Origin of the sequence: Mucilaginibacter sp. UR6-1 (assembly GCF_020880975.1) — a bacterium.
In the GTDB taxonomy this organism is placed as follows: domain Bacteria; phylum Bacteroidota; class Bacteroidia; order Sphingobacteriales; family Sphingobacteriaceae; genus Mucilaginibacter.
In genome coordinates this window covers 795,464-817,732 of record NZ_JAJIWP010000001.1, presented here as the reverse complement: position 1 = coordinate 817,732, position 22,269 = coordinate 795,464, and the positions used below count along the sequence as shown (strand labels likewise).

Here is a 22,269-nt window from a genome sequence, read left to right as displayed (position 1 = left end):
TAAATTTTTATAAATGCAATCGATTGCACATAATTTTATTGATTACTTTTAACCGACCATGAAACCGAAAAAAAGAACAACTATATACGATATTGCCGAAAAGTTGAACATAACCGCTTCTTCGGTATCGCGTGCGCTTAACAATAGCAGTCATGTAAATGAGGAAACCAAGAAGCTGGTTTTAAAAACCGCCGCTGAGCTTAATTATAAGCGAAACATACTGGCATCAAACCTGCGTAAAGGCGAATCAAAAACAATTGGTATTGTTGTACCGCGTATCAATCAAAATATATTTTCAAACGTGATTGCCGGTATCGAGGAAACAACGTACAGTAAGGATTATAACCTGATCATCTGCCAGTCGAATGAATCGCACGAGAAAGAGGTAAAATCTGTTAATGCGCTAATCAATCAGCATGTTGATTGTATAGTAATATCGGTTGCTGCCGAGGGTAGCGATTATTCGCATCTGCAAAACGTTATAGATCATGGCATTAAGCTGATCCAGTTTGACCGTGTTGCCGATGAGGTAGAAACATTAAAGGTATTGAATGATAACCACCAGGCATCGTTAGAAGGTATAACACACCTCATAGAACAGGGTTATAAGCGTATAGCCCTGCTTGAGGGCCCTCAAAACCTTGATATATTCAGGCAGCGTAAACAAGGTTATCTGGAAGCTTTGAAACTACATAACCTACCTGTTATTAATGAACTGATTATTGAAAATGCCTGGACAAAAGAATTAGGTGCCGAGGCTACCCGCAAACTGCTCAACCTGCCCGAACCACCGGATGCCATATTCGCTTCCACGTCAGATTTTTCGGCTTTAGGCGTTTTGGAGGTGGCAACCTCCATGGGTATTAAGGTACCTTCGGAGCTGGGGATATTAGGTTACTCCAACGAACCATTTACCGAATTGACCAGCCCGTCAATAACCACTATTGACCAATTTAGCCATTATATGGGCAAAACCATCGCCAACCTCTATTTCCAGGAGTCGGAAAATAAAGAATCGCCTGTTGTGCCGCGCACTATCAGTGTTAAGCCAAAGCTTATCATCCGTGCATCAACCTCAAGGCGATCCTATAAATAGCGTTATTTGCCTTTAACGTTCATCTTTAAGGTATAAATGCCCTTTGATGCAGTGATGAAAAGCACATCACGGTTTTTACCGGCAAAGGTTACATTGCCTGTCCATTGCTCGGGTACAGGTATGTTAAACAGCTTTTCGCCCTGCGGGTTATAAATTGTAACACCCTTGCCTGTCAGGTAAATGTTACCCTTGTCATCAAGCGTCATCCCGTCTGATCCCTGTTTGATGATCAGTACGCGGTTGGTTAGCGAACCATTTTTCCCGATGTTAAAGCGGTAGGTTTTATTATCGCCGATGTCTGCCACATACAAATACTTGCCATCAGCAGTACCCACAATACCGTTAGGCTGCTTAAACTGATCATTAGCCACCACTGCCTGTTTACTGCCTTTTTTTAAATAGTAAAGTTTTTCACCATCCAGTTCAGATGATTTATGCTGCCAGTAATCGCGCTGGTAATATGGGTCGGTAAAATACATATCGCCATTAGGCAGTACCCAACCATCATTTGGCCCGTTAAAACGTTTACCGTTAAAGTTTGATAAAAGCACTTCATGCCCACCCTTTTTATCAATAACCCATAGCTCATTCTTTTCATCGGCACAGGCTAATAAGCAGCCTTTGTTGTCAAAAAATAAACCGTTGCTCCTGCCCGTTTTATCCATAAAAACAGTCAATTTACCATCGGCACTGTATTTCCATATTTTATCATTAGGCTGATCGGTAAAGTACACATCACCATTCTTGTCGGTAGCGGGCCCTTCGGTAAATTCAAACTGGCGCGATACCAGTGTGGGTTTCTGCGTGGTATCATACAACGGCTTTTGCTGTGCCTTGGTTATCAGCGGGCCGCCAAATGCCATTGCAACTATCAATAATATTAATTTCTTCATATAAAGTTTTTAGTTAAAGATTCTTGATTACACGGCAGGGATTTCCCGCGGCAAAAACATTGGCCGGCACATCCCGGGTTACCACACTGCCCGAGCCAATGGTGGTATTTTCGCCAATAGTTACACCCGGACAAATAATTGCCCCACCGCCTATCCAAACATTATCGCCAATGGTTATGGGTTTAGCCAGCTCCGGCCCTTTAATGCGTTCGGCTGCTACCAACGGGTGGGTTGCTGTATACACCTGAATATATGGGCCAAACTGCACATTGTTGCCAATGGTTACCAAAGCGCAATCCAATACCACGCAGTTAAAGTTCATAAACAGGTTGTCGCCGGCAATAATATTGGTGCCATAATCGCAAAAAAACGGTGGCTGTATGTCAATTGTTGAACATTTACTCAGGAGTTGTTTCAATACGCCGGTCTTTTCTTCCGTTGGCGATGCTATCATCTGGTTGTACTGATGCAGCAGTTGCCGGGCTCGTTCTCGCATCTCGGTTAGTTCAGCATCGGCGGCTATGTATAGCTCGCCATCAAGCATTTTTTGTCGTTCGGTTTTCATGGTATACAATGCTAATATATGTATTTGCTGTTAGCAGCCATAAATCGAATAACAATAATTGAACATACTCTACATCTATATAAATAAATGCTAAATTTGTTAGTATGAAACGCGCCGGTAATGCCGATCTCCCGCTCCACTATGGATACGTGCCTGTTTGGCTTGCCGAACGCATGGCTAAGCTTGGCCTGGCTATAGTTGAAAACATTGTGACCGATTATGGCAAGCAGGAAGTTATTCGCAGGTTAAGCGACCCGTTTTGGTTTCAAAGCCTGGGGGCGGTAATGGGCATGGACTGGCACTCATCCGGTATCACCACATCAGTAATGGGTGCTTTAAAAAGGGCGGTAAACCCATTAAGCCGCGAGCTGGGTATTTATATTTGCGGCGGCAAGGGCAAACACTCCACCAATACGCCTGCCGAACTTTTAAAGGTATGTGAAAGTACCGGGCTTAACAGCACCGAACTGGTACGTTGCAGTAAGTTAAGCGCCAAAATAGACAATACCGCGGTTCAGGATGGCTTTCAGCTTTATACACATAACTTTATTTTAACTGATACCGGGCAATGGTGTGTAGTACAGCAAGGTATGCGGGCTGATACTAAAACCGCGAGGCGTTACCATTGGCATTCGGAGGAGCTGCAATCCTTCGTTGATGATCCGCATACTTTTGTTTACGGGCATAATACTGGTTATATATTAAACCTGGCCGATAAAACAGCAGCTCCGTTACGCAAGGGCATTATGCAGATAGCAGCCGAAAAGCCCGAAATAATGCTTAACGAAATAAAGCACCTGGTTATGCCTGATCATCACGAGGTACGGGCAGAGAATGTAGACATGAAGAGGTTGGGCACTGTACTATGGCTGGCGCATGAAAAACAGCCTGCTGATTTTGAAGACCTGCTGTTACTACAAGGACTTGGGCCACGCACTTTACAATCATTAGCACTGGTTAGCGAGGTAATACATGGCACACCTTCGCGGTTTAAAGATCCGGCCCGTTTCTCCTTTGCGCATGGCGGCAAGGATGGCCACCCCTTCCCGGTACCTATCAAGGTGTATGATGAAACCATTGGTGTGTTACAAAAAGCTGTACACCGCTCAAAGTTGGGTAATAATGATAAAAATGAGGCCATAAAGCGCCTCTCGAAAATAACCGAGCAAGCTGAAAAGAATTTTATACCTAACTCGAATTTTGAAAAGGTAATAGAACAGGAAAGGCAGAATTCATGGAAATATGGCGGCCGCACCGTTTTTGGTAAGGAGCGGCCACCCATGCAACAACAGCTTAAATTATTTTAAGCTCGCGCTTATTTGCTTTGCTGTATCAAGGTGCGCTTTTAATTCGGCCAAATGTTTGTTAGCGAATTTATTTACTGATGATATACGGATACTTGTGCCGCTGCTAAATATCTTTACCGCCTCCTCATGGTCTTTCACCATCATGTTGATGTACTTACGGTCAAACTCTACACCGGTATTTTTGGCAAGGTCGGCAATGGCTTGTTGCTTTTCAAGGCTAATGGTATCATTAGTTGATACCATATTGCGGGTTTGCAGCGTTTTCAGTTCTTCATTTATAGCAGCATGCTGATCTGCAAGCATGGTAGCGAATTTAACCACCTGCTGATTTTTAGATGTTGCTTTGGCTATGTTAGATGCCTCGACCTCCGCAATACCTGATTCGGCCGCCTTACGTATAAAAGCAAGTCCGTCATCATCAACCAAAACATGCAAATTATAATTCTGCGCCTTACGCTTATCCTTGCAGGCCCCTAAACCAATAACTGCCAAAAATAGTAAACCTATGGCCACTGCTCTTCTCATGGTATAAAATTGTATATGTATAATTAGTACATAACAAATTTATACCGGTTAGGTTTACAAAAGAATGACAAAAGCATACTTAATTAAGCCAGGTTGCGGCCGGCATTAACTATACCATATACTGTTCTGATAGCCAGCTTATTATAAACTTCAGTTAATTCGCTGTTTTCATTTTTGTTAAGTAAACCAAGCGCATAGTGTTGTATTACCACCAGCGGCAGCACGATCTTTTCGCGGATAGCTATTGAGCGGCGCTCAACCGGGTAGTCGGCCATTAAAACTTCAGCGCCGGTAAGGTCAAGCAGCATACTTTTAGTAAGATCAAATTCGTTCTTCAGCATTTTCCAAAAATCACCGAATTTTTCGTCTTTCTCCAAATGAGCGGTTACCCTGAAATCTGATTTCGACATTGACATCATGCAATTATCCAGCATGGTGCGGAAAAAGCCCGAACCTGTATACAACTCTTTAACCTGCTCCCATTTGCCTTCGTCCTTCATTTTTTTAAGGGCAGTACCTACACCATAAAAACCTGGTATACTTTGTTTTAACTGGCTCCAGGCGGTTACAAAACTTATAGCACGTAAATCCTCAAGGCGTAGTTTTGAATCAGAATTACGTTTTGTTGGGCGGCTGCTGATATTTACCAGCGATAACAGTTTTATCGGGCTGAACTTTTCGAGATACTCCGTAAATAACGGATGCTCACGCAGCGCCATAAATAAACTGTAGCTTTCATCAGCCATATCACTTATAAGCGCTTTGTGTTTGGCATCAAGCAAATCGTGCTGGTTTGGATGCAGAGCCGATACAATACCTGCATGTATCAACTGCTCCATATTGAACCTTGCGGTTTCAACCGAGCCATATTGTGAGCTAACAGTTTGCCCCTGTATGGTAAGCTGTATGTGCTTGTTGGCTATCTCCTGCCCCATTGACGAGTAAAAGCGGTGCGTTTTACCACCACCGCGTGCCGGTGGGCCGCCCCTGCCATCAAAAAACGACAGATCTATACCATATTTACGCGCCATTGATGTAAGCTCAACCTTGGCCTTGTAGATAGACCAGTTGGCCATCAGGTAACCACCATCCTTAGTACTGTCAGAGAAACCAAGCATAATGGTTTGTGAATTATCGCGCTGTTTAAGATGCTCCTTATAAAATGGATGGGTATATAATTTTTCCATCACATCGGCGGCGTGTTTCAAATCGTTCACCGTTTCAAAAAGCGGTACAAAATCAATGGTAAGATTGTCTTTTTCCCAACCGCTCCACAAAAACAGGTCTATCAGTTGTAAAATATCTGATGCCTGCTGGCAGTTACTGATGATAAAACGCTGACAAGCTTTTTCACCATTATTATGCTGGATCTTTTTGACAAGACGAATGGTATTCAGCGTATCCTTGGTCATTTCGTCAGCATCATCCGGGCAAATAAAATCAGCCTCGTTGAATTTGATGTTCTTTAACTTTTTAGCTTCATCCAGTTCAAAATAATCAGGTTTAATGCCGGTTTCGCTGATCTGCTCGCTGCCATATTTAAATACGCTGCGCAGCACGCGGCTATCCTGCCTTATGTCAAGCGTGGCAAAGTAACAACCAAACAGGCGTACCTTACGTATCATGCCTTCCACAATGTCCAGGAACAAGCTGTCGTGATCTTTAATCAAGGTATCACGTATCGAGTTCAGTATTTCAAGCAATTCGTCCTGCACATCATGCGGATCGCGCTGCGGGTTAAAGGCATTTTGATATAACAGCTTTTCAAGGCTATCCAGCTTTTTATCAAACCCACGGAAAGTGATGCGGCGTTTTAAAACCTTATAATCACGGTAATAGCATCTGAATAATACCTGCCTTAATATGCGAACTACCGAACGGGTAGTTTCAGTAACAACATTAGGATTGCCGTCGCGGTCGCCGCCCGGCCAAAAGCCCAGCTCAAGTATTTGGTTTTTGGCGACTATATCAATATCAAACTCTTCTTCAAGCGTAGTTTGTATACCTGATAGCGCATGGTAAAATATATTTTCCATGAACCAGATAAGGCTGGTAGCCTCGTCAACCGGTGTTGGCGATGTTTTGTTGAAGAACGGCGTTTTGCCTAATTGCTGCAGCAATTCATCGATAGTGTTAATATCATTATGCTTCAGCGCCTCAATCAAGTCCGTCATGATGCCAAGCACTGTACCGGGATAAAACTGCGTTGGATGCGCGGTAAGCACCAGCCTTAACGATGTTTCCTTTAATTTCTCACTGATATCCTTACGGGCCTGATCACTGATGTTGGCTTGCTGTAATAAGCTCTGTAATGTACCGGCATCCGCCGCGCGACCTATCTTGCCGAATGATGAATCCTCAATGGCATCAAAAAGCACAACCTGGCGCTCTATGTATTGCAACAGGCGGAACATCCGGTTTATCTGTTCTTCATGGTCAATATCGGGTACGTTTTTACTGAAGAAAGAATTGATGATCTCCTCCGGCGATAAACCGGCGTTAACTCCCTGCTCGCAATGGGCTGTAAAAAATGGCAGCAAAATGCCAATTTCTTTAACCTGGTAAAACGGAAGTGTTTGAAACAAACTGTTATATAACTCAAAGCGGGCAACAACTTCGTTGTTAAAAGTTGCTTCTCTTTGGCTTAATTTTAACGATGCGGACATAGTTATTGTTGAATGTTTGGGGCAAAACAGACCAGTACAGTATCGTACGCGGCCATTATCGGCGTGAATTTAAATAAATTCGGCAAAAAACGGCTTGTTTGTTAAATTTTATAGTCATTTATCAATCAAAAAGACATAATAATGGTATAAATAATATCAACGAATAAAATACTTAAATTTGCGCAGTGGCACTCAGTATATCCAATCCTATTAATAATTCGCAGCAACGGGAGGTTAAAAGCTTTTTTTACAGCCAGTATTTCTCGGATGGGTTACGCTATACGGCCGGTATATTATTCCCCTCGCTGCTGCTGCTGCAGTTTGGTTTGTTAGATATAGGCTTTACGCTTTCGCTTGGCGCGCTGTGCATGTCGGTAATTGATAGTCCGGGCCCGGTTGTGCATAAACGTAATGCTATGGGGCTGGGTAATATATGCCTGTTCCTGGTATCGCTTATAACAGGTTTTGCCCGTTTAAATATCATCGCCCTCGGGGTTGAAATTACGCTGTTCAGCTTTATATTTTCACTACTTATTGTATATGGTAACCGTGCAGCATCAGTAGGTACAGCCGCCCTGCTGGCCATGGTTTTTATGATGGGTAAGGATACCCAACCCGGCGAAGTGCTGGAGGTTAGCTTAACCCTGCTGGTTGGCGGCATTTGGTATACGCTGTTCAGTTTGCTGTTTTTTAGGATAAGGCCATACCGTGCCGCACAGCAAACGCTTGGTGAAAGTATTGGCGATATAGCCCGTTTTTTACGTATTAAGGCTGATTTTTACGATGTTAATACAGATATTGACGAAAACTACCGTAAGCTTGTTGCCCAGCAGGTACATGTAAGTACCCATCAGGACGCGGTGAGGGAAATATTATTTAAAAGCCGTATAACCGTTAAAGAATCAACCAACGCCAGCCGGATATTAGTACTGACATTTGTTGACCTGGTTGATATGTTTGAACAGGTGATGGCAACGCATTATGATTACGGGCACATTCGCGAAAGTTTTAAGGATAGCGAAGTTTTGCCTGCTATTCATAAAGTAATATACAAAATGGCCGACGAGGTGGACAATGTGGCCTTCATGGTACTCTCCAACCTGCGTAATAAACGGGTGCTTGACCTAAGTAAAGATCTGGAAAAAATTAAACTGATGATTGATGAAGCCGGCAATAAAGCAGGCAGCGGCAGTACGTTGGTTTTAAAAAAGATACTTATCAATATTCGCGATCTGAACCAAAAGATCCATAATATATATGATTATTATAATTCAAGCTCATCTAAACTATTGTTTGAGAAACAAGGAAAAATAGAATACTCAAAATTTGTTACGCATCAGGATTATGCCTTGCATATATTTTTTGATAACCTGAGCATGAACTCATCAGCCTTTAAACATGCCTTGCGTGTATCGTTAGTATGCTTTGTGGGGTTTGTTATCGCTAAATTTTTTGCGCCGAGCCACCATAGTTACTGGATATTGCTTACCATTATCGTGATCCTGAAACCGGGTTTCAGTTTATCAAAAGAGCGCAATTACCACAGGCTGATAGGTACCATAGTGGGCGGTATAATTGGTGTGTTGATATTGGCATTAGTAAGTAATGACAACGTATTGTTCGGCCTCATGATTGTGCTGATGATAGGTACTTACAGCTTTACAAGGCTCAACTATATTGTAAGCGTAATATTTATGACGCCTTTTGTGCTTATCATGCTAAAATTTATAGGTATAGGTGGTTATAATATTGTGCAGGAGCGTATACTGGATACTATAATAGGTTCGTCTGTTGCGTTTATTGCCAGTTATTTTGTTTTTCCATCCTGGGAGTTTGAACAAATCAAAGAGAACCTGCGCGATGTTATCAACGCCAATGCCAATTACCTGGCAAAGATAGGTTACAGCATAGCCGGCAATAATATTGATGTAACCGAATATAAGCTTGCCCGCAAGGATGTGTTTGTACAATCGGCCAATTTATCAGCAGCGTTTCAACGCATGACGTCTGAACCGAAAAGCAAGCAGGTAAAGATAAAGGATGTACATAAGTTTGTAGTATTGAACCATATCCTGTCATCGTATATAGCTACAATTGCCGCGTCAATAATGGGTAAACCGGCACGCCGCGCAAGGCCTGATGCCATACGATCTGTTAAAAAGAGTATTGCTGTACTTAATGATGCCAGTAAAAAACTTTTTGGCCCCGTTGCCGAATTTAAGATAGCAAAACAGCTTACCGAAGAGCCCCTGGCCGAACACGCGCCGCCATCAGCCGACGATAATCTGCTTAAAGAACAACTCGATTTTATTAATAAGATAAGTAACGACGTTATTAAAATAACCGACAGTATTTTACAATAACTGCGTAGCCAAATTAGCCAATTCACTGCGCTCGCCTTTTTGCAGGGTAATATGCGCGTACAGCGGATGATTCTTCGCCTTGTCTATAAGATACGACAGGCCGTTACTCTCCGCATCCATATAAGGTGTGTCTATCTGGTAAATATCCCCGGTAAAAACAAATTTGCTGTTCTCTCCGGCCCTTGATATAATGGTTTTTACTTCATGCGGGGTAAGGTTCTGCGCTTCGTCAACAATAAAAAATATCTTACTCAATGTACGCCCGCGGATAAAGGCCAGCGGGGTAATGGTTATTTTATCATTGCTCACCAGTTCATCAATCTTGGCCTGCATTTTTTCGTCACCGGCGAATTGATCCTTGATGAATTTCAGGTTATCCCATATCGGAGCCATATAAGGGTCTATCTTTGATTTTACATCGCCAGGCAAAAAACCAATATCCTTATTACTTAGCGGCACTATTGGCCTGGTTACATAAATTTGCCGGTAAAACTTACGCTGCTCAAGTGCGCTGGCCAAAGCCAATAAGGTTTTACCTGTACCGGCATTACCCTGAATGGTTACCAATTTAATATCCGGATGCAGCAGGGCATGAATGGCCAAAGCCTGCTCGGTATTTCGGGGGAAGATATTGAGCACGGGCTGCTCTGTAACTTTTTCAAGCTGTTGGTTATTGGCATTATAAAATGCAGCAGATGATGCTTTTTTACTGTTAAATATGTAAAAGTGATTGCTCTTATACACATCAGGATCAAGCATTCCGTTTGACAGGGTTAGCTGCTTGTTAAGCTGACCGATAAATTTTTCAGTAGTTTTATCAACCGCGGTAACGCCGGTGTAAAGCTCGCCAACGTTTTTAACCTTGCCGGTTTCGTAATCCTCGGCATTAATGTTAAGCGATTTGGCTTTCAGGCGCAGGCAAATATCCTTTGATACCAGTATCACCTTTTTTTGAGGATATTCCTCCTGAACGCTCAGCGCGGCATTAAGTATACGATGGTCTGTTTTTTCTGAACCAAATATTTTCTCGGCATCTTTGGTGGCCGTGGTATTCATGATCACCTTAAAGCTGCCCAACCCTTTTTTCTTTAGAGGTGTCCACTCATTCAGCAGATTATCGCGCGATACATCATCTATCAGCCTTAAAAAACTCCGGGCTTCAAAATTACGGGTATCGTTACCATTCTTTTTATTATCAAGCTCCTCAAGCACCTCAACCGGGATGGCTACATCGTGCTCCTGAAAGCTCTCAAACGCGTTATGATCATATAAAATAACCGAAGTATCAAGTACAAATATCTTTTTTTGTGAAGCCTGCCTGCTCCTGCCTTCCTTTGCCATATCCTACTAAATTAGGAATTAATGTTGCAGAAAAGCAAGAGCCACTTTGATATGTACGGCATTATTCGGTATCAGTAAACGGATCGCCGCCAATAAATATCATGGTATTGGTAGCCTTTGCCGGTGAGCCTGATGCACCCATTGCGAATGATTTGGTGACTGTTTTACCATCATCATAAGTAAACGTAATGGCATGTGCCGAAATTTTGTAGGTGCCTTTAGCGCTGGTTACCTTGCCTGCTTTAGCATTTGGCGTTGATATGCCGCTGTTGCTGCCTGTTGTAAAATGCGTGGCATCAATAAAATTTATTTTGTTGATGGTTAACGCTATTGTACCATTACCATAATCTCCGCCGGTGGCTTTTTCATAGCCCTTTTTTAGCGGTAATGATGCACTGTATGCAAATGCCGGGAACCAGTTGCCTGCCCCAAGTTTGTAATCATGTGTTTGGTTTTTCGAGTTGGTGAGATAAAATGTAGCGCCAGTTTTTTTCCATGTTCCCCATGCTTTCGGCCGTGATTTTTTTGACGCGGCCACATCGATGGTTTCAACGGGCTCATCACCTACCTCAAGGTATTCGCCATTTTTAAATAGCACTACCAATTCAAAACTAATTGCAGCCGGATAGCCGCTTATAGCCCTGAAATACCAACCTTCAATAGCAGGTGCCACGGTGTGGATATATTTTTTAGTTGATGAATAGCTTTGCTGATGCAAACCAGTGGTTAGTGTGATGGCTGTTAAAACAGACAAGATGATGGTCTTCATGAATAATGTTTTTGATAAACAGATAACATTATAACCATCAAACAGTTAATTTTATTTTAGAGGCAATAAAATCAACCTAAAGATAATACTTGATCAAGCAAAAATAGCTATAAAAGCAAAACGGAAGCCTCCTCTGTTCGATTCAGCTTCCGTTTTTAACCTTTTAACAGCCGTAGCCGCCCAAAGGCATCAAGTTTTGTGTGATCTTTAACCGACCGGCCCTCGCTGTATACCTTCGCAGGTTACAACTACTCTCCAAGTCATTTCTTCTCATTGTTTTAACTCCGTAGAGCGCCACAATTTCCGCAATACCCCGCTAATTACACGTTTTGTTTAAATCACTTTCGTTTTTTAATCTTTATGTAATTCAGGTACTCCCTTGATCTTTAGCTCCCCCGAAGGCTCGCCCGATTCAATTTCTGTATTCCTGTGAGGCTGTCAAAATACGTCGTTCTTGATAATACTAAGATAGTCACTATGTTAATGCTTGTCAAGTGTAATTTAAATGTTTTTATTAACAGGTTATGCACAAATTAATTAACACTTTAATGTGTTGTTTTAGTGCGATTTAAGTATAAATTATGGCAATATTTAACGTTTATGAACAATGGCGTTATTCACGAAATACATCAAAATGCCATAATATACTTATGTCCAAAAATGTTGATCAGCGCTTGTTATCTGAATTAATAATCGTCATCATCATCGTCAAACACCCCGGCAGCCTGGTTATAAGCTGCCTGTAATTCTGAATAGGCATGATTATCGCGCTTTTCGCGGGTAATGCGCATGCCGGTTTGATAAGTAGCAATGGCATCATCCTTACGGTTTAGCGCCTCATACAATTTACCTAAATGGTAATAGGTGCCCGTATAACCCGGATGGTTGCTTGTCAGGTCCTCGTAATAAGCAAGCGCCTTGTCTGTATCATTAAGCCTGAGATACTCTGTAGCTAAGGCGTATTTTAAAAATTCGTCATCCGGCTCGTTCTTTATAAATTCCAACAGTTTTTCTAACCTGCTTGCCTGCATAATATTGGTGATTATTTTATGATCAAAAGTTGAACGCATCAGTATTAAAATACATTGCGTGGCACAAAAGTAAGGTTTAAAGTACTAAACACTTAATTTATGCAGCGCGCTGTCGGGGCAATTTTGTATATTCGGCTCAATTTTTATTAAATTAAGTTAGTTAATTGCCAACAAACCATAACTGTAATAATTTTTAAACAAAGATGCCTGCGCATCGTTTTTTGCAGATAGGATTATACAGTTTTTGGCAGGCTAAAATTTAGCTAAGGCCTTTAAAATAAAAACATACAGAATACACACGGCATGGGCCGAAGGGTTTTGCGATGGGAAACAACATGAAGAAAATTGAGCTGGATATTGTAGGGCTATCATACAGCCAAACACAATCCGGCGCGTATGCCCTTGTTTTGGGCGAAATAAATGGCAGGCGCAGGTTACCGATCATCATCGGCAGCTTTGAAGCACAGGCCATAGCTATCGAGATTGAGAAGATGACACCCAGTCGTCCGCTTACGCACGATCTGTTCAAAACCTTTGCGCAATCATTCAGCATCAGCGTACAGGAGGTAATTATTTATAACCTGGTTGATGGTATTTTTTACGCGAAGCTGATATGCAGTGATGGCAAGCGCACGATGGAGATAGATGCACGCACGTCAGACGCTATTGCTATTTCGGTAAGGTTTAGCTGCCCTATTTATACTTATGAGTTTATCCTCTCAACAGCGGGTATTGTTATTGAGGGCAATGAGTTTGTATACCTCGAAAACATTAACGAAGGCGCTGAGGAAAAGCCAACCATTACATCAACAGCGGGCAACTATGCATCGTTAAGTGAAGATGAACTGCGCACACGTTTACAGGAAGCATTGAATGATGAAGCTTACGAAAAGGCGGCCAAACTGCGCGATGAACTTAATCGCCGCAAGTCGTCCTGATACATTCTCCGCAACATTGTTATAACAAAACGCTGCCTTATCAGGCGGCGTTTTATGTTTATAGATTAATAATTTGCACGTTTTATATTATCGCAATATTTCGCTACTTTCCGCTTTTAAAAACGTAACTGACTTTTATACTACTACTCAAGCCCTTATGAATATTAAGTATCGCTTAATACTGATGAACTTTATGCAGTTTTTTATCTGGGGGGCGTGGTTGCTCACCATTGGTGCATATTGGTTTCAAAACAAGCAATGGTCGGGCGCGCAGTTTGGCGCCATATTTTCGACCATGGGCATTTCGGCTATCTTCATGCCGGCGTTAGCGGGTATCATATCTGATAGATATATCAACGCCGAAAAACTGTATGGCATAATGCATATTGGCGGCGCTTGTGTGCTTTTTTGCCTGCCTATGGTTACCAACCCGGTTACGTTTTTTTGGGTGATGTTGGTTAACATGTTTTTTTACATGCCTACGCTATCGTTATCCATAACTGTTGCTTACTCGGCACTTAAAAACGAGCAAAAGGATGTTGTAAAAGACTACCCTCCCATTCGCTTTTGGGGAACCGTTGGTTTTATAGCCGCCTTGTGGACGGTGAGCATCAGCCGTAACGAAACTTCGGCCAACCAGTTCTACATCGCCGGAGCCGTATCCCTGGCTTTAGGTTTATATGCCTTTACCTTACCAAAAGCAAGGCCCATGCTTAACAAAGCAACCGGTGTGCTGGCTTCGGGCAGTTTAGGTTTAAACGCGTTTAAGTTATTGCGCGATCCGCGTTTCGCCATCTTTTTTGCCTTTTCGCTATTGCTTGGCGCGGCATTACAATTAACAAATGCTTACGGCGATACCTATATTCATGGCTTTGCCGAGGTAGAAGCTTATAAAAATACCTGGGCGGTAAAGTACCCGGCTATCATCATGTCTATCTCTCAATTTTCCGAAACCGGTTTCATACTGGCTATACCGTTCTTTTTGCGCAAGTTTGGCATTAAGTACGTAATGCTTTTCAGTATGCTGGCCTGGGTATTGCGTTTCGGACTATTCGCTTTTGGTAACCCTGCCGACGGTTTGTGGATGATCATCCTGTCGTGCATTGTATATGGCATGGCGTTTGATTTTTTCAATATATCGGGTTCCCTTTTTGTTGAAACCCAAACCACACCCGAAATTCGCGGCAGCGCGCAGGGCCTCTTCATGATGATGGTTAACGGTTTTGGCGCCGTTTTTGGCAGCCTGGCCAGCGGTTTCCTGATCGATAGGTTTTTCACTAATGCTGATAACACTAAAGACTGGCATGGCATATGGCTCACCTTTGCCGCTTACGCGCTGATTATAGCGGTTATATTTCCGTTCGTATTCAAGTATAAACACAACGCGGCGCTTAAACACGCTATTGAACACGCTTAAACTATTTATGAATGCTCTGTAAACAATAAAGGCTCCTTATTTTGAAGGAGCCTTTATTATTATATTATGATTTCTGTATAAAATTATAACGCGAATAGCTTGTATGCCAGTGTAAGGTTAAACAGGTTTATACGGGCTTTTGATGCACCATCATTATAAGTTTGCTTGGTTAAGCCATACTCATAGCGCAGATCGATCGAAAGGTCACGAATATCAACACCTGCACCCACCTGCCAGGCAAAATTTTGATTTTTAATATCAGTAAGCGTAACAGCGTTACCTACAGCGTTACCAAAGCTTTGATCATCGCTGATTTTAAATGAAATAAGCGGACCGGTATAAAAGCGACCGCCAAAACCTAATGCACCTACTTTGGTACCTACTAATAATGGTACATCAATACTGGTAAACTTTACGTTATTTACCGCGGTTACGCCGCCAACTTCCTGCTCTATCTTTACGTTTTTGCCTGTAAGGTAAAGCTCCGGCTGAAAGTGAAAACCCAAACCGCCTACCCTTGCCCAAAAACCGCCCAGGTAACCGGCACGGTTGGCACCGTCAAAATTGTTATTTGATAAACTAAAGCTTGACAAGTTGACACCGGCCTTAGCACCAAACTGAAAATTTGGTATAAGCTGCGCCGACGCAAAATAAGTAGCCCCAAAAAAGAAGGCCAACATGAGTGTGATTTTTTTCATGAGAGATTTATTTTGTTTAACAAAGTGATTGAAATTTTGTGCTAAGTAACAGCAAATACATGAAAAACGTGTGATATTTTTGGCATGAAATTAAAACGCTTAAACCGGTATGTCACAAATCCCTGCCTCTGATCCGCTTAAAAACTATAATAAGGCTAAAAGATATTTTAAGTATGGTATGATTGCAATTGTATCAATTATCTTATTTACGCAATTTGCTAAAGCTACCGGGAGCAAATATGTTGAAACCTCTGTTTTCGCAAGCTTAATACTCCTCATACCATTCCTTTTATTATTTTATTTCACTTTTGCCGGATCATATTTTTTAATAAAAAGCTATATCAAAGAAAAACCGGTACGGTCAAAAGTGCTTTACCTTTTCGGTTATGGCTTGTTCATTTGTTTGTTTTTGGCACATATATCAGATATTGTAAAACACACATAGTTATCACTGCCAATTTGACAATCTCCTGTACTTTGGAACAGGCATTGATGTTTGCTGTTCACCGATCATTATTAAAATTATAATAGTATAGAATTATGCAAGAAAAAGGCACAATTTCAATCCACACCGAGAACATTTTCCCGATAATCAAAAAATTCCTTTATTCAGATAACGAGATATTTTTGCGCGAGCTGGTATCAAACGCGGTTGATGCTACGCAAAAACTTAAACGCTTATCGTCATTAGGCCAGTACAATGGCCCGGTTGATGACCTTCGTGTTGAGGTAGCATTTGATAAGGATGCCAAAACCATCACCATATCTGATAACGGTATTGGTATGACCGCCGAGGAGATCAAGAAATACATCAACCAGATCGCATTCTCAGGCGCCACTGAATTTATGGAGAAATTCAAGGAAGCTAAAGACGCGAACGAGATCATCGGTCGTTTCGGCCTGGGTTTTTATTCAGCTTTCATGGTTGCCGATAAGGTTGAGATTCAAACCCTATCCTACCAGGATGGTGCTAAACCAGCCTTTTGGGTTTGCGATGGCAGCACCGAGTTTGAAATTGGCGATGGCGTATTAGAAGAGCGCGGAACCGAGATCACCCTGTACATCAACAGCGAGTCTGAAGAGTTTTTAGAAAAGCACAAACTTCAGCAAATACTGGATAAGTACTGTAAATTTCTGCCTGTGCCTATTAAATTCGGCACCAACGAGCAGGAAGAAGAAGATGGTGTTGACGAGGAAGGCAAACCCAAATATAAAACCATTGAGGTTGACAATATTATCAATGATACCAACCCCATCTGGACGAAAGCACCTAATGAATTAAAGGACGAAGATTACCTGAAATTTTACAAGGAGCTTTATCCTTTTTCAGAAGATCCGTTGTTCTGGATTCACCTGAATGTTGATTATCCGTTCAATCTTACCGGTGTACTTTACTTCCCTAAGTTGAAGAACGATTTTGAGGTACAGCGCAACAAGATCAAATTATTCTCGCGCCAGGTATTTATTACCGATGAGGTGAAGGATATAGTACCTGAATTTTTGATGCTGCTGCATGGTGTAATTGATTCTCCGGATATTCCTCTTAACGTATCGCGCAGCTTTTTGCAAGCCGATAGCAACGTTAAAAAGATCAACAATTACATCACCAAAAAGGTAGCCGATAAGCTTAGCGAGATATTTAAACAAGACCGTAAAGCCTACGAAGAAAAATGGAGCGATATTGGTTTGTTTGTTAAATACGGATTTGTAAGCGAAGAGAAATTTTACGAAAAGGCCAAGGATTTTGTGTTGTTAAGCAATACCAACAACGAAAACTTTACCCTGAACGAGTATAAAGAAAAGGTAGAAGCCACACAAACTGATAAAGACGGCCAGTTGGTATACATTTATACCAATGATGCCGCAAAGCAGGATTCGTTCATCCAATCAGCCAATAAAAAGGGTTATGATGTATTGCTGATGAACTCTCCTATTGATAATCACTTCATCAGTCACCTGGAACAAAAGCTGGATAAAACATCTCTTAAACGTGTTGATGCTGATGTTGCCGATAAACTGATTAAAAAGGACGACGCGCCTGAAACCGTATTGACCGAGGAACAAACCACCAGGGTTAAGGATATATTTACCAAAGCCATCAATAAACCGGCTTACCGTGTGGAGTTGGAGAGCCTTAGCCCGGATGAATTGCCTGTTACGGTTACCATGGACGAGTTTATGCGCCGCATGAAGGATATGGCTGCCATGGGCGGCGGTATGGGCTTTTATGGCAGCATGCCTGATAACTATAAAGTGATAGTGAACGGCAACCATAAACTGATCAGCCGTATACTGGATGCTGAGAGCGATGATACGCAATCGCAATTAGCTAAACAGGCGTTTGACCTGGCCTTGTTATCACAAGGCTTGCTAACCGGCCCTGAGCTCACAGAGTTTGTTAACCGCAGTGTTAATTTGATATAAGTAACATTAATAAACTATTTAAAAGACGGCCTCTCAGTTTTTGAAAGGCCGTTTTTTGTTTGAGATTTGAAATAAAATTCAGTTTAACAGCAACTTATGGTTAAACCTTTTGTTAATCAGATAATCTAACCAGGTATATTCTCATGAAAAATCTCATCAAAATATTTTTTATAGCCTTTTTAGGATTGGCTGTAAATACCGCATTCGCTCAAAATACCAAGGCTGATAAAAAAGCTAAGCAAGAACAGGCTGTAAAAGGAAAGATCGATTCTGTAAAATATACTTTTGTGGCGCAGTGGATGAATCCGATGGGTGGTCGTCAGGTTTTTCTTACCCCGGCAAACAGTTACGATATTAAGATACGTAAGGACTCGGTGATAGCTTTTCTACCCTATTTTGGCCGTGTGTATATGAATGCGCCGTTAGCAGGAGAAGATGGCGGCATTAAATTTACCTCTACCAAATTTGATTACAAGATCACGCCTAAAAAAGACCGCTGGCAGGTAATCATCAATTTTAAGGATACCCGTAAGGCGCGTCGTTTAACTATGGATGTGTTTAAGAATGGTACCGCTACGGCCAACATCATCAGCGATAGCCGCGACCCGATATATTTTCAGGGGAATATTGATATCCAGATCTGATTACGGGAAATATTTTTCGTCGGCATCATCTTTTAGTTGAACACCTGATAGCTGCCTGCGCAATGATTGCTGAATGAGGTAAAATATCTTTTCGGCCGCCAGATGTACCGGCAACCCTTGCGGACGGATATTAGAAATACAATTCCGGCTTTCGTCGGTTAACCCAGGTTTAGGCAAATAGGTTAGGTAAGCCCCCATACTGTCAGCAGCACTTAAACCCGGGCGTTCGCCAATCAATATAAGCGATAATTTAGCATTCAGTATCGACCCAACATCATCTCCTATAGCTACCCTGCCCTGCTCTATCAAACATAAAGGTGCAAGGCTGTATTTTGCAAGGGCAAAGGCAGGTATCAATACATCCAGCAAGGGGCTTGTATTTTGATTAATGGCCGTTGCCGACAGTCCGTCGGCAATAATTATGGCAATATCATAGTTGCCTTTATGTGGTTCCAACAGTTTATACGCGTCATCATCAATTTTACGCCCAAGGTCAGGCCGTTGCAGGTATTGCTCGCGATAGTCTGCCTTGCTCTTCAGGTTGATGATTGGCAAACCATGCTTCTCAAGTTCGTGATGCAATTTTTCAACGTCAAGCTTTGAGTAAACAGCATCCCGCGCGTGGGCATGTGCCAGTTTAAATTCCAGGGAATTTTGTACAGGAATGCTGTTGCCTGTGCGCCCAATGGCTATGCGTGCCGATGTATATTCCTTCAGCTTATCCCACAGGCTACGTTTATCCAGTTCGTCGCTCATAGGTTAGCTGCTTTTAGTAAATGATTACGGCTGTTTGATATGAGCAAGCCCTTATCATCAATAATATCATGCTTTAGCAGCCATTGTTCAAACTCAGGCGCATGCCGCAAACCCAGCATTTTACGGATATATAAAGCATCGTGAAATGAGGTAGACTGATAATTCAGCATAATATCATCCGAGCCGGGTATGCCCATGATAAAGTTACAGCCTGCCACGCCCAAAAGTGTCAACAGATTATCCATGTCATCCTGATCGGCCTCGGCATGGTTGGTATAGCAAATATCTACACCCATAGGCAGTCCAAGTAACTTTCCACAAAAATGATCTTCAAGCGCCGCTCGGATGATCTGCTTGCCATCATACAAATATTCAGGACCGATAAAGCCTACAACGGTATTCACCAATAACGGGTTGAACTTACGGGCAATGGCATAAGCACGTGCTTCACAGGTTTGCTGATCGGCGCCATGATGGGCATTTGCCGACAGTGCACTCCCCTGCCCGGTTTCAAAATACATTACATTTTGGCCAATAGTACCCCGGTTCAGGGCAAGGGCAGCCTGGTATGCTTCCTCAATCATATCAAGACTGATACCAAAGCTTTTGTTAGTTAGTTCTGTACCTCCGATGGATTGAAAGCACAGATCAACAGGTGCCCCGCTTTCCATTAAACCTATAGTTGTAGTAATGTGGTTAAGCACGCAGGTTTGTATTGGTATTTCAAAACGTTGGCGTAATTCATCCATCAGGTTAAGCAGGTTGGCACTTACTACTGCACTATCGGTAGCCGGGTTTATACCAATAACGGCATCGCCGCTGCCATATAATAGCCCATCAATAATACTGGCTGCAATGCCCTTGGCATCATCTGTAGGATGATTAGGCTGTAAGCGGGTGGAGAAATGCCCCTTTAAACCAATGGTATTGCGGAAGCGCGTAACCACCTCACATTTGCCTGCCGCGGCTATCAAATCCTGGTTACGCATGAGTTTTGAAACAGCGGCAGCCATTTCGGGCGTAATCCCTTTATTGATATTGTACAAGGTATTACAGTCTGTTTCATCACTCAGCAGCCAGTCCCGAAAACCGCCAACAGTAAGGTGGCTGATCGATTTAAAAGATTCTTTATCATGGCTATCAATGATCAGCCGGGTTACATCATCCGTTTCATACGGAATGATCGCTTCATTCAGGAAGTTACTTAAAGGCACATCGCTCAAAGCTATCTGTGCTGCAACACGCTCTTCATAGGTTTCGGCAGCTACGCCGGCCAATACATCGCCGCTGCGGTATGGCGAAGCTTTCGCCAGCAAGTCTTTCAGGTTATTAAACCGGTAAACTCTGTCTTTTATGGTATACCGGTAGCTCATATCATTCTGCTTTAATTAATGAAGCCGGAATCTCCAGCAATCCATCATTCAGTATTTTCACCTTATGCTTGCCCATCGCTGTAAATATCAGGATGGATAACAATAACCCGGCAACAAATATCAGGCTTATCATCAGATTAAAATACATAATGGTTATCAGGCATATGGTAGAAATGATGAGCGCGATGGCCGGAAAAACCGGATATACAGGTGACTTAAATGGTCGTTCCAGATCGGGTTCCTTTTTCCGCAGGATGAATAGGCTTACCATGCTCATCATATACATCAATACAGCTCCCATTACTGATAGAATAATGATTTGGCTGGTGGTGCCGGTAAACAGGGCAATAAAACTCACCACCCCGCCTGCAACTATAGCCCAATGTGGCGTTTTAAATTTTGCGTTTACTACTGATAAACCTTTTGGTAAATATCCGCTGCGGGCCATGGCGAATACCTGGCGTGAGGATGCCAGGATCGTACCGTGAAATGAGGCGATCAACCCAAAAAGACCTATACTGGCAAATATCTTCGTCCAGCCGCTGCTACGGCCCAGTACAATGGCTATGGCTTCGGGTAAGGGATAATCAAGGTTACTTAGTTTACGCCAGTCAGTTATACCACCGGTAAGCACCATTACGCCAATGGCCAGCAACACTAAGGTGAGCATGGCTGATATATAACCTTTGGGGATGTTTCGTTTCGGGTCTTTCACCTCCTCGGCAACCTGCGCCACGCCCTCAATAGCCAGGTAAAACCAAACGGCAAAAGGTAAGGCGGCAATCATGCCGCTCCAGTTTAAAGGCATGGCGTTGGCCAGATAGTTATCCATCTTAAATGATGGCGCTATGATACCCATAAACAACAGCAACTCGGCAACCGCCAGCAAGGTAATGAATACGGAAAAAGCGGCCGACTCTTTTACACCGGATATATTAAGCAGAATGAACACAACGTTAAAAAACAATGCCGAGCCTAATACTGATATATCCGGATACAAAAAATGCAGGTAACTCCCCAGCGCGAAAGCAATACCCGGCGTAGCGAACAGGAATTCTACTAATGTCGCGTATCCGGCTACCAGCCCGCCAAAAGGGCCCATGGCACGGTAGGCATAAGCAAAGGCTCCCCCGGCATGTGGTATGGCAGTTGTAAGCTCGGTATAGCTGAATATAAAGGTAAGATACATTATGGTAACCACACCGGTGGTTATTAAAAAGCCGATGGTACCCGCATCCTTCCAGCCATAGTTCCAGCCAAAATATTCGCCCGAAATAACAAGGCCCACGGCTATGGCCCATAAGTGTATAGGTTTTAATACCCGTTTTAGTTGCCCCGCCGTGGTGTGCTCCATATTTTGTGGTTACTATTGTAATTATGCGCTTTTAAGTTAGTTAAAGCATTTTTTATAATCAATATTTAAAAAACATTTGCATAATTGTATTTTCTGCTACATTTATAAA

The 22,269-nt window shown here is 42.5% G+C and carries 18 protein-coding genes; 7 read left to right on the top strand and 11 right to left on the bottom strand.

All coding sequences use genetic code 11. The features are described from left to right. The first annotated feature begins 58 nt into the window (after positions 1–58). A complete protein-coding gene (locus tag LJ707_RS03515; protein ID WP_228949350.1) occupies positions 59–1,096 on the top strand; it encodes a LacI family DNA-binding transcriptional regulator in 1,038 nt (345 codons plus the stop codon). Positions 1,097–1,098: 2 nt separating this feature from the next. On the opposite strand, the gene LJ707_RS03510 is transcribed toward LJ707_RS03515, so the two are convergent. Next, positions 1,099–1,989 carry an SMP-30/gluconolactonase/LRE family protein gene (locus tag LJ707_RS03510; RefSeq protein ID WP_228949349.1) on the bottom strand — a complete coding sequence of 297 codons (891 nt, stop codon included), beginning with the start codon at positions 1,987–1,989 and terminating at the stop codon, positions 1,099–1,101. A 13-nt stretch (positions 1,990–2,002) separates the two neighbouring features. Next, a complete protein-coding gene (locus tag LJ707_RS03505; RefSeq protein WP_228949348.1) occupies positions 2,003–2,554 on the bottom strand; it encodes a sugar O-acetyltransferase in 552 nt (183 codons plus the stop codon). 104 nt (positions 2,555–2,658) lie between these two features. On the opposite strand from LJ707_RS03505, the gene LJ707_RS03500 reads away from it, so the two are divergent. Then, positions 2,659–3,861 (top strand): DUF763 domain-containing protein, encoded by a 1,203-nt coding sequence (locus LJ707_RS03500; protein ID WP_228949347.1) that lies wholly within the window; start codon positions 2,659–2,661, stop codon positions 3,859–3,861. On the opposite strand, the gene LJ707_RS03495 is transcribed toward LJ707_RS03500, so the two are convergent. Together LJ707_RS03495 and LJ707_RS03490 are read right to left on the bottom strand one after the other, a co-directional pair. After that, a complete protein-coding gene (locus LJ707_RS03495; protein WP_228949346.1) occupies positions 3,853–4,386 on the bottom strand; it encodes a DUF4142 domain-containing protein in 534 nt (177 codons plus the stop codon). The two genes, LJ707_RS03500 and LJ707_RS03495, sit on opposite strands and share 9 nt — an antisense overlap. A gap of 83 nt (positions 4,387–4,469) precedes the next feature. Next, positions 4,470–7,052 (bottom strand): phosphoenolpyruvate carboxylase, encoded by a 2,583-nt coding sequence (locus LJ707_RS03490; RefSeq protein WP_228949345.1) that lies wholly within the window; start codon positions 7,050–7,052, stop codon positions 4,470–4,472. Positions 7,053–7,237: 185 nt separating this feature from the next. Between LJ707_RS03490 and LJ707_RS03485 the strand changes: the two genes are divergently transcribed. Continuing rightward, positions 7,238–9,415: an FUSC family membrane protein gene (locus LJ707_RS03485; protein ID WP_228949344.1), complete on the top strand. Its 2,178-nt coding sequence runs from the start codon at positions 7,238–7,240 to the stop codon at positions 9,413–9,415. Here the strand turns inward: LJ707_RS03485 and LJ707_RS03480 are convergent. The 3 genes from LJ707_RS03480 to LJ707_RS03470 form a co-directional block, all read right to left on the bottom strand. After that, positions 9,407–10,756 (bottom strand): PhoH family protein, encoded by a 1,350-nt coding sequence (locus LJ707_RS03480; RefSeq protein ID WP_228949343.1) that lies wholly within the window; start codon positions 10,754–10,756, stop codon positions 9,407–9,409. The two genes, LJ707_RS03485 and LJ707_RS03480, sit on opposite strands and share 9 nt — an antisense overlap. A gap of 61 nt (positions 10,757–10,817) precedes the next feature. Continuing rightward, on the bottom strand, positions 10,818–11,525 hold the full coding sequence (locus tag LJ707_RS03475) for a hypothetical protein (protein ID WP_228949342.1): 708 nt from the start codon (positions 11,523–11,525) through the stop codon (positions 10,818–10,820). A 686-nt stretch (positions 11,526–12,211) separates the two neighbouring features. Further along, positions 12,212–12,595, bottom strand: a complete 384-nt coding sequence (locus LJ707_RS03470; RefSeq protein WP_370632368.1) for a tetratricopeptide repeat protein — start codon at positions 12,593–12,595, stop codon at positions 12,212–12,214. Positions 12,596–12,891: 296 nt separating this feature from the next. Between LJ707_RS03470 and LJ707_RS03465 the strand changes: the two genes are divergently transcribed. Beyond that, positions 12,892–13,494: a bifunctional nuclease family protein gene (locus LJ707_RS03465; protein ID WP_228949341.1), complete on the top strand. Its 603-nt coding sequence runs from the start codon at positions 12,892–12,894 to the stop codon at positions 13,492–13,494. A gap of 157 nt (positions 13,495–13,651) precedes the next feature. Next, positions 13,652–14,911 (top strand): nucleoside permease, encoded by a 1,260-nt coding sequence (locus tag LJ707_RS03460; protein ID WP_228949340.1) that lies wholly within the window; start codon positions 13,652–13,654, stop codon positions 14,909–14,911. 83 nt (positions 14,912–14,994) lie between these two features. Here the strand turns inward: LJ707_RS03460 and LJ707_RS03455 are convergent, their stop codons facing one another. Beyond that, positions 14,995–15,609: a porin family protein gene (locus LJ707_RS03455; protein WP_228949339.1), complete on the bottom strand. Its 615-nt coding sequence runs from the start codon at positions 15,607–15,609 to the stop codon at positions 14,995–14,997. A 540-nt stretch (positions 15,610–16,149) separates the two neighbouring features. On the opposite strand from LJ707_RS03455, the gene htpG reads away from it, so the two are divergent. Further along, the gene (htpG, locus tag LJ707_RS03450; RefSeq protein ID WP_228949338.1) at positions 16,150–18,033 is read left to right on the top strand and encodes a molecular chaperone HtpG; all 1,884 of its coding nucleotides are present in this window, start codon (positions 16,150–16,152) and stop codon (positions 18,031–18,033) included. A 143-nt stretch (positions 18,034–18,176) separates the two neighbouring features. Beyond that, positions 18,177–18,677, top strand: a complete 501-nt coding sequence (locus LJ707_RS03445) for a DUF4251 domain-containing protein (protein ID WP_228949337.1) — start codon at positions 18,177–18,179, stop codon at positions 18,675–18,677. On the opposite strand, the gene eutC is transcribed toward LJ707_RS03445, so the two are convergent. The 3 genes from eutC to eat are packed head-to-tail and all read right to left on the bottom strand — an operon-like array spanning position 18,678 to position 22,160. Next, positions 18,678–19,433, bottom strand: a complete 756-nt coding sequence (gene eutC, locus LJ707_RS03440) for an ethanolamine ammonia-lyase subunit EutC (RefSeq protein ID WP_228949336.1) — start codon at positions 19,431–19,433, stop codon at positions 18,678–18,680. Beyond that, positions 19,430–20,806, bottom strand: a complete 1,377-nt coding sequence (locus LJ707_RS03435) for an ethanolamine ammonia-lyase subunit EutB (RefSeq protein WP_228949335.1) — start codon at positions 20,804–20,806, stop codon at positions 19,430–19,432. Before LJ707_RS03435 ends, eutC begins: the two co-directional genes overlap by 4 nt. Before the next feature lies 1 nt (position 20,807). After that, positions 20,808–22,160, bottom strand: coding sequence for an ethanolamine permease (gene eat / locus LJ707_RS03430; protein ID WP_228949334.1), 1,353 nt, complete (start codon positions 22,158–22,160; stop codon positions 20,808–20,810). Between the last annotated feature and the right edge of the window lie 109 nt (positions 22,161–22,269).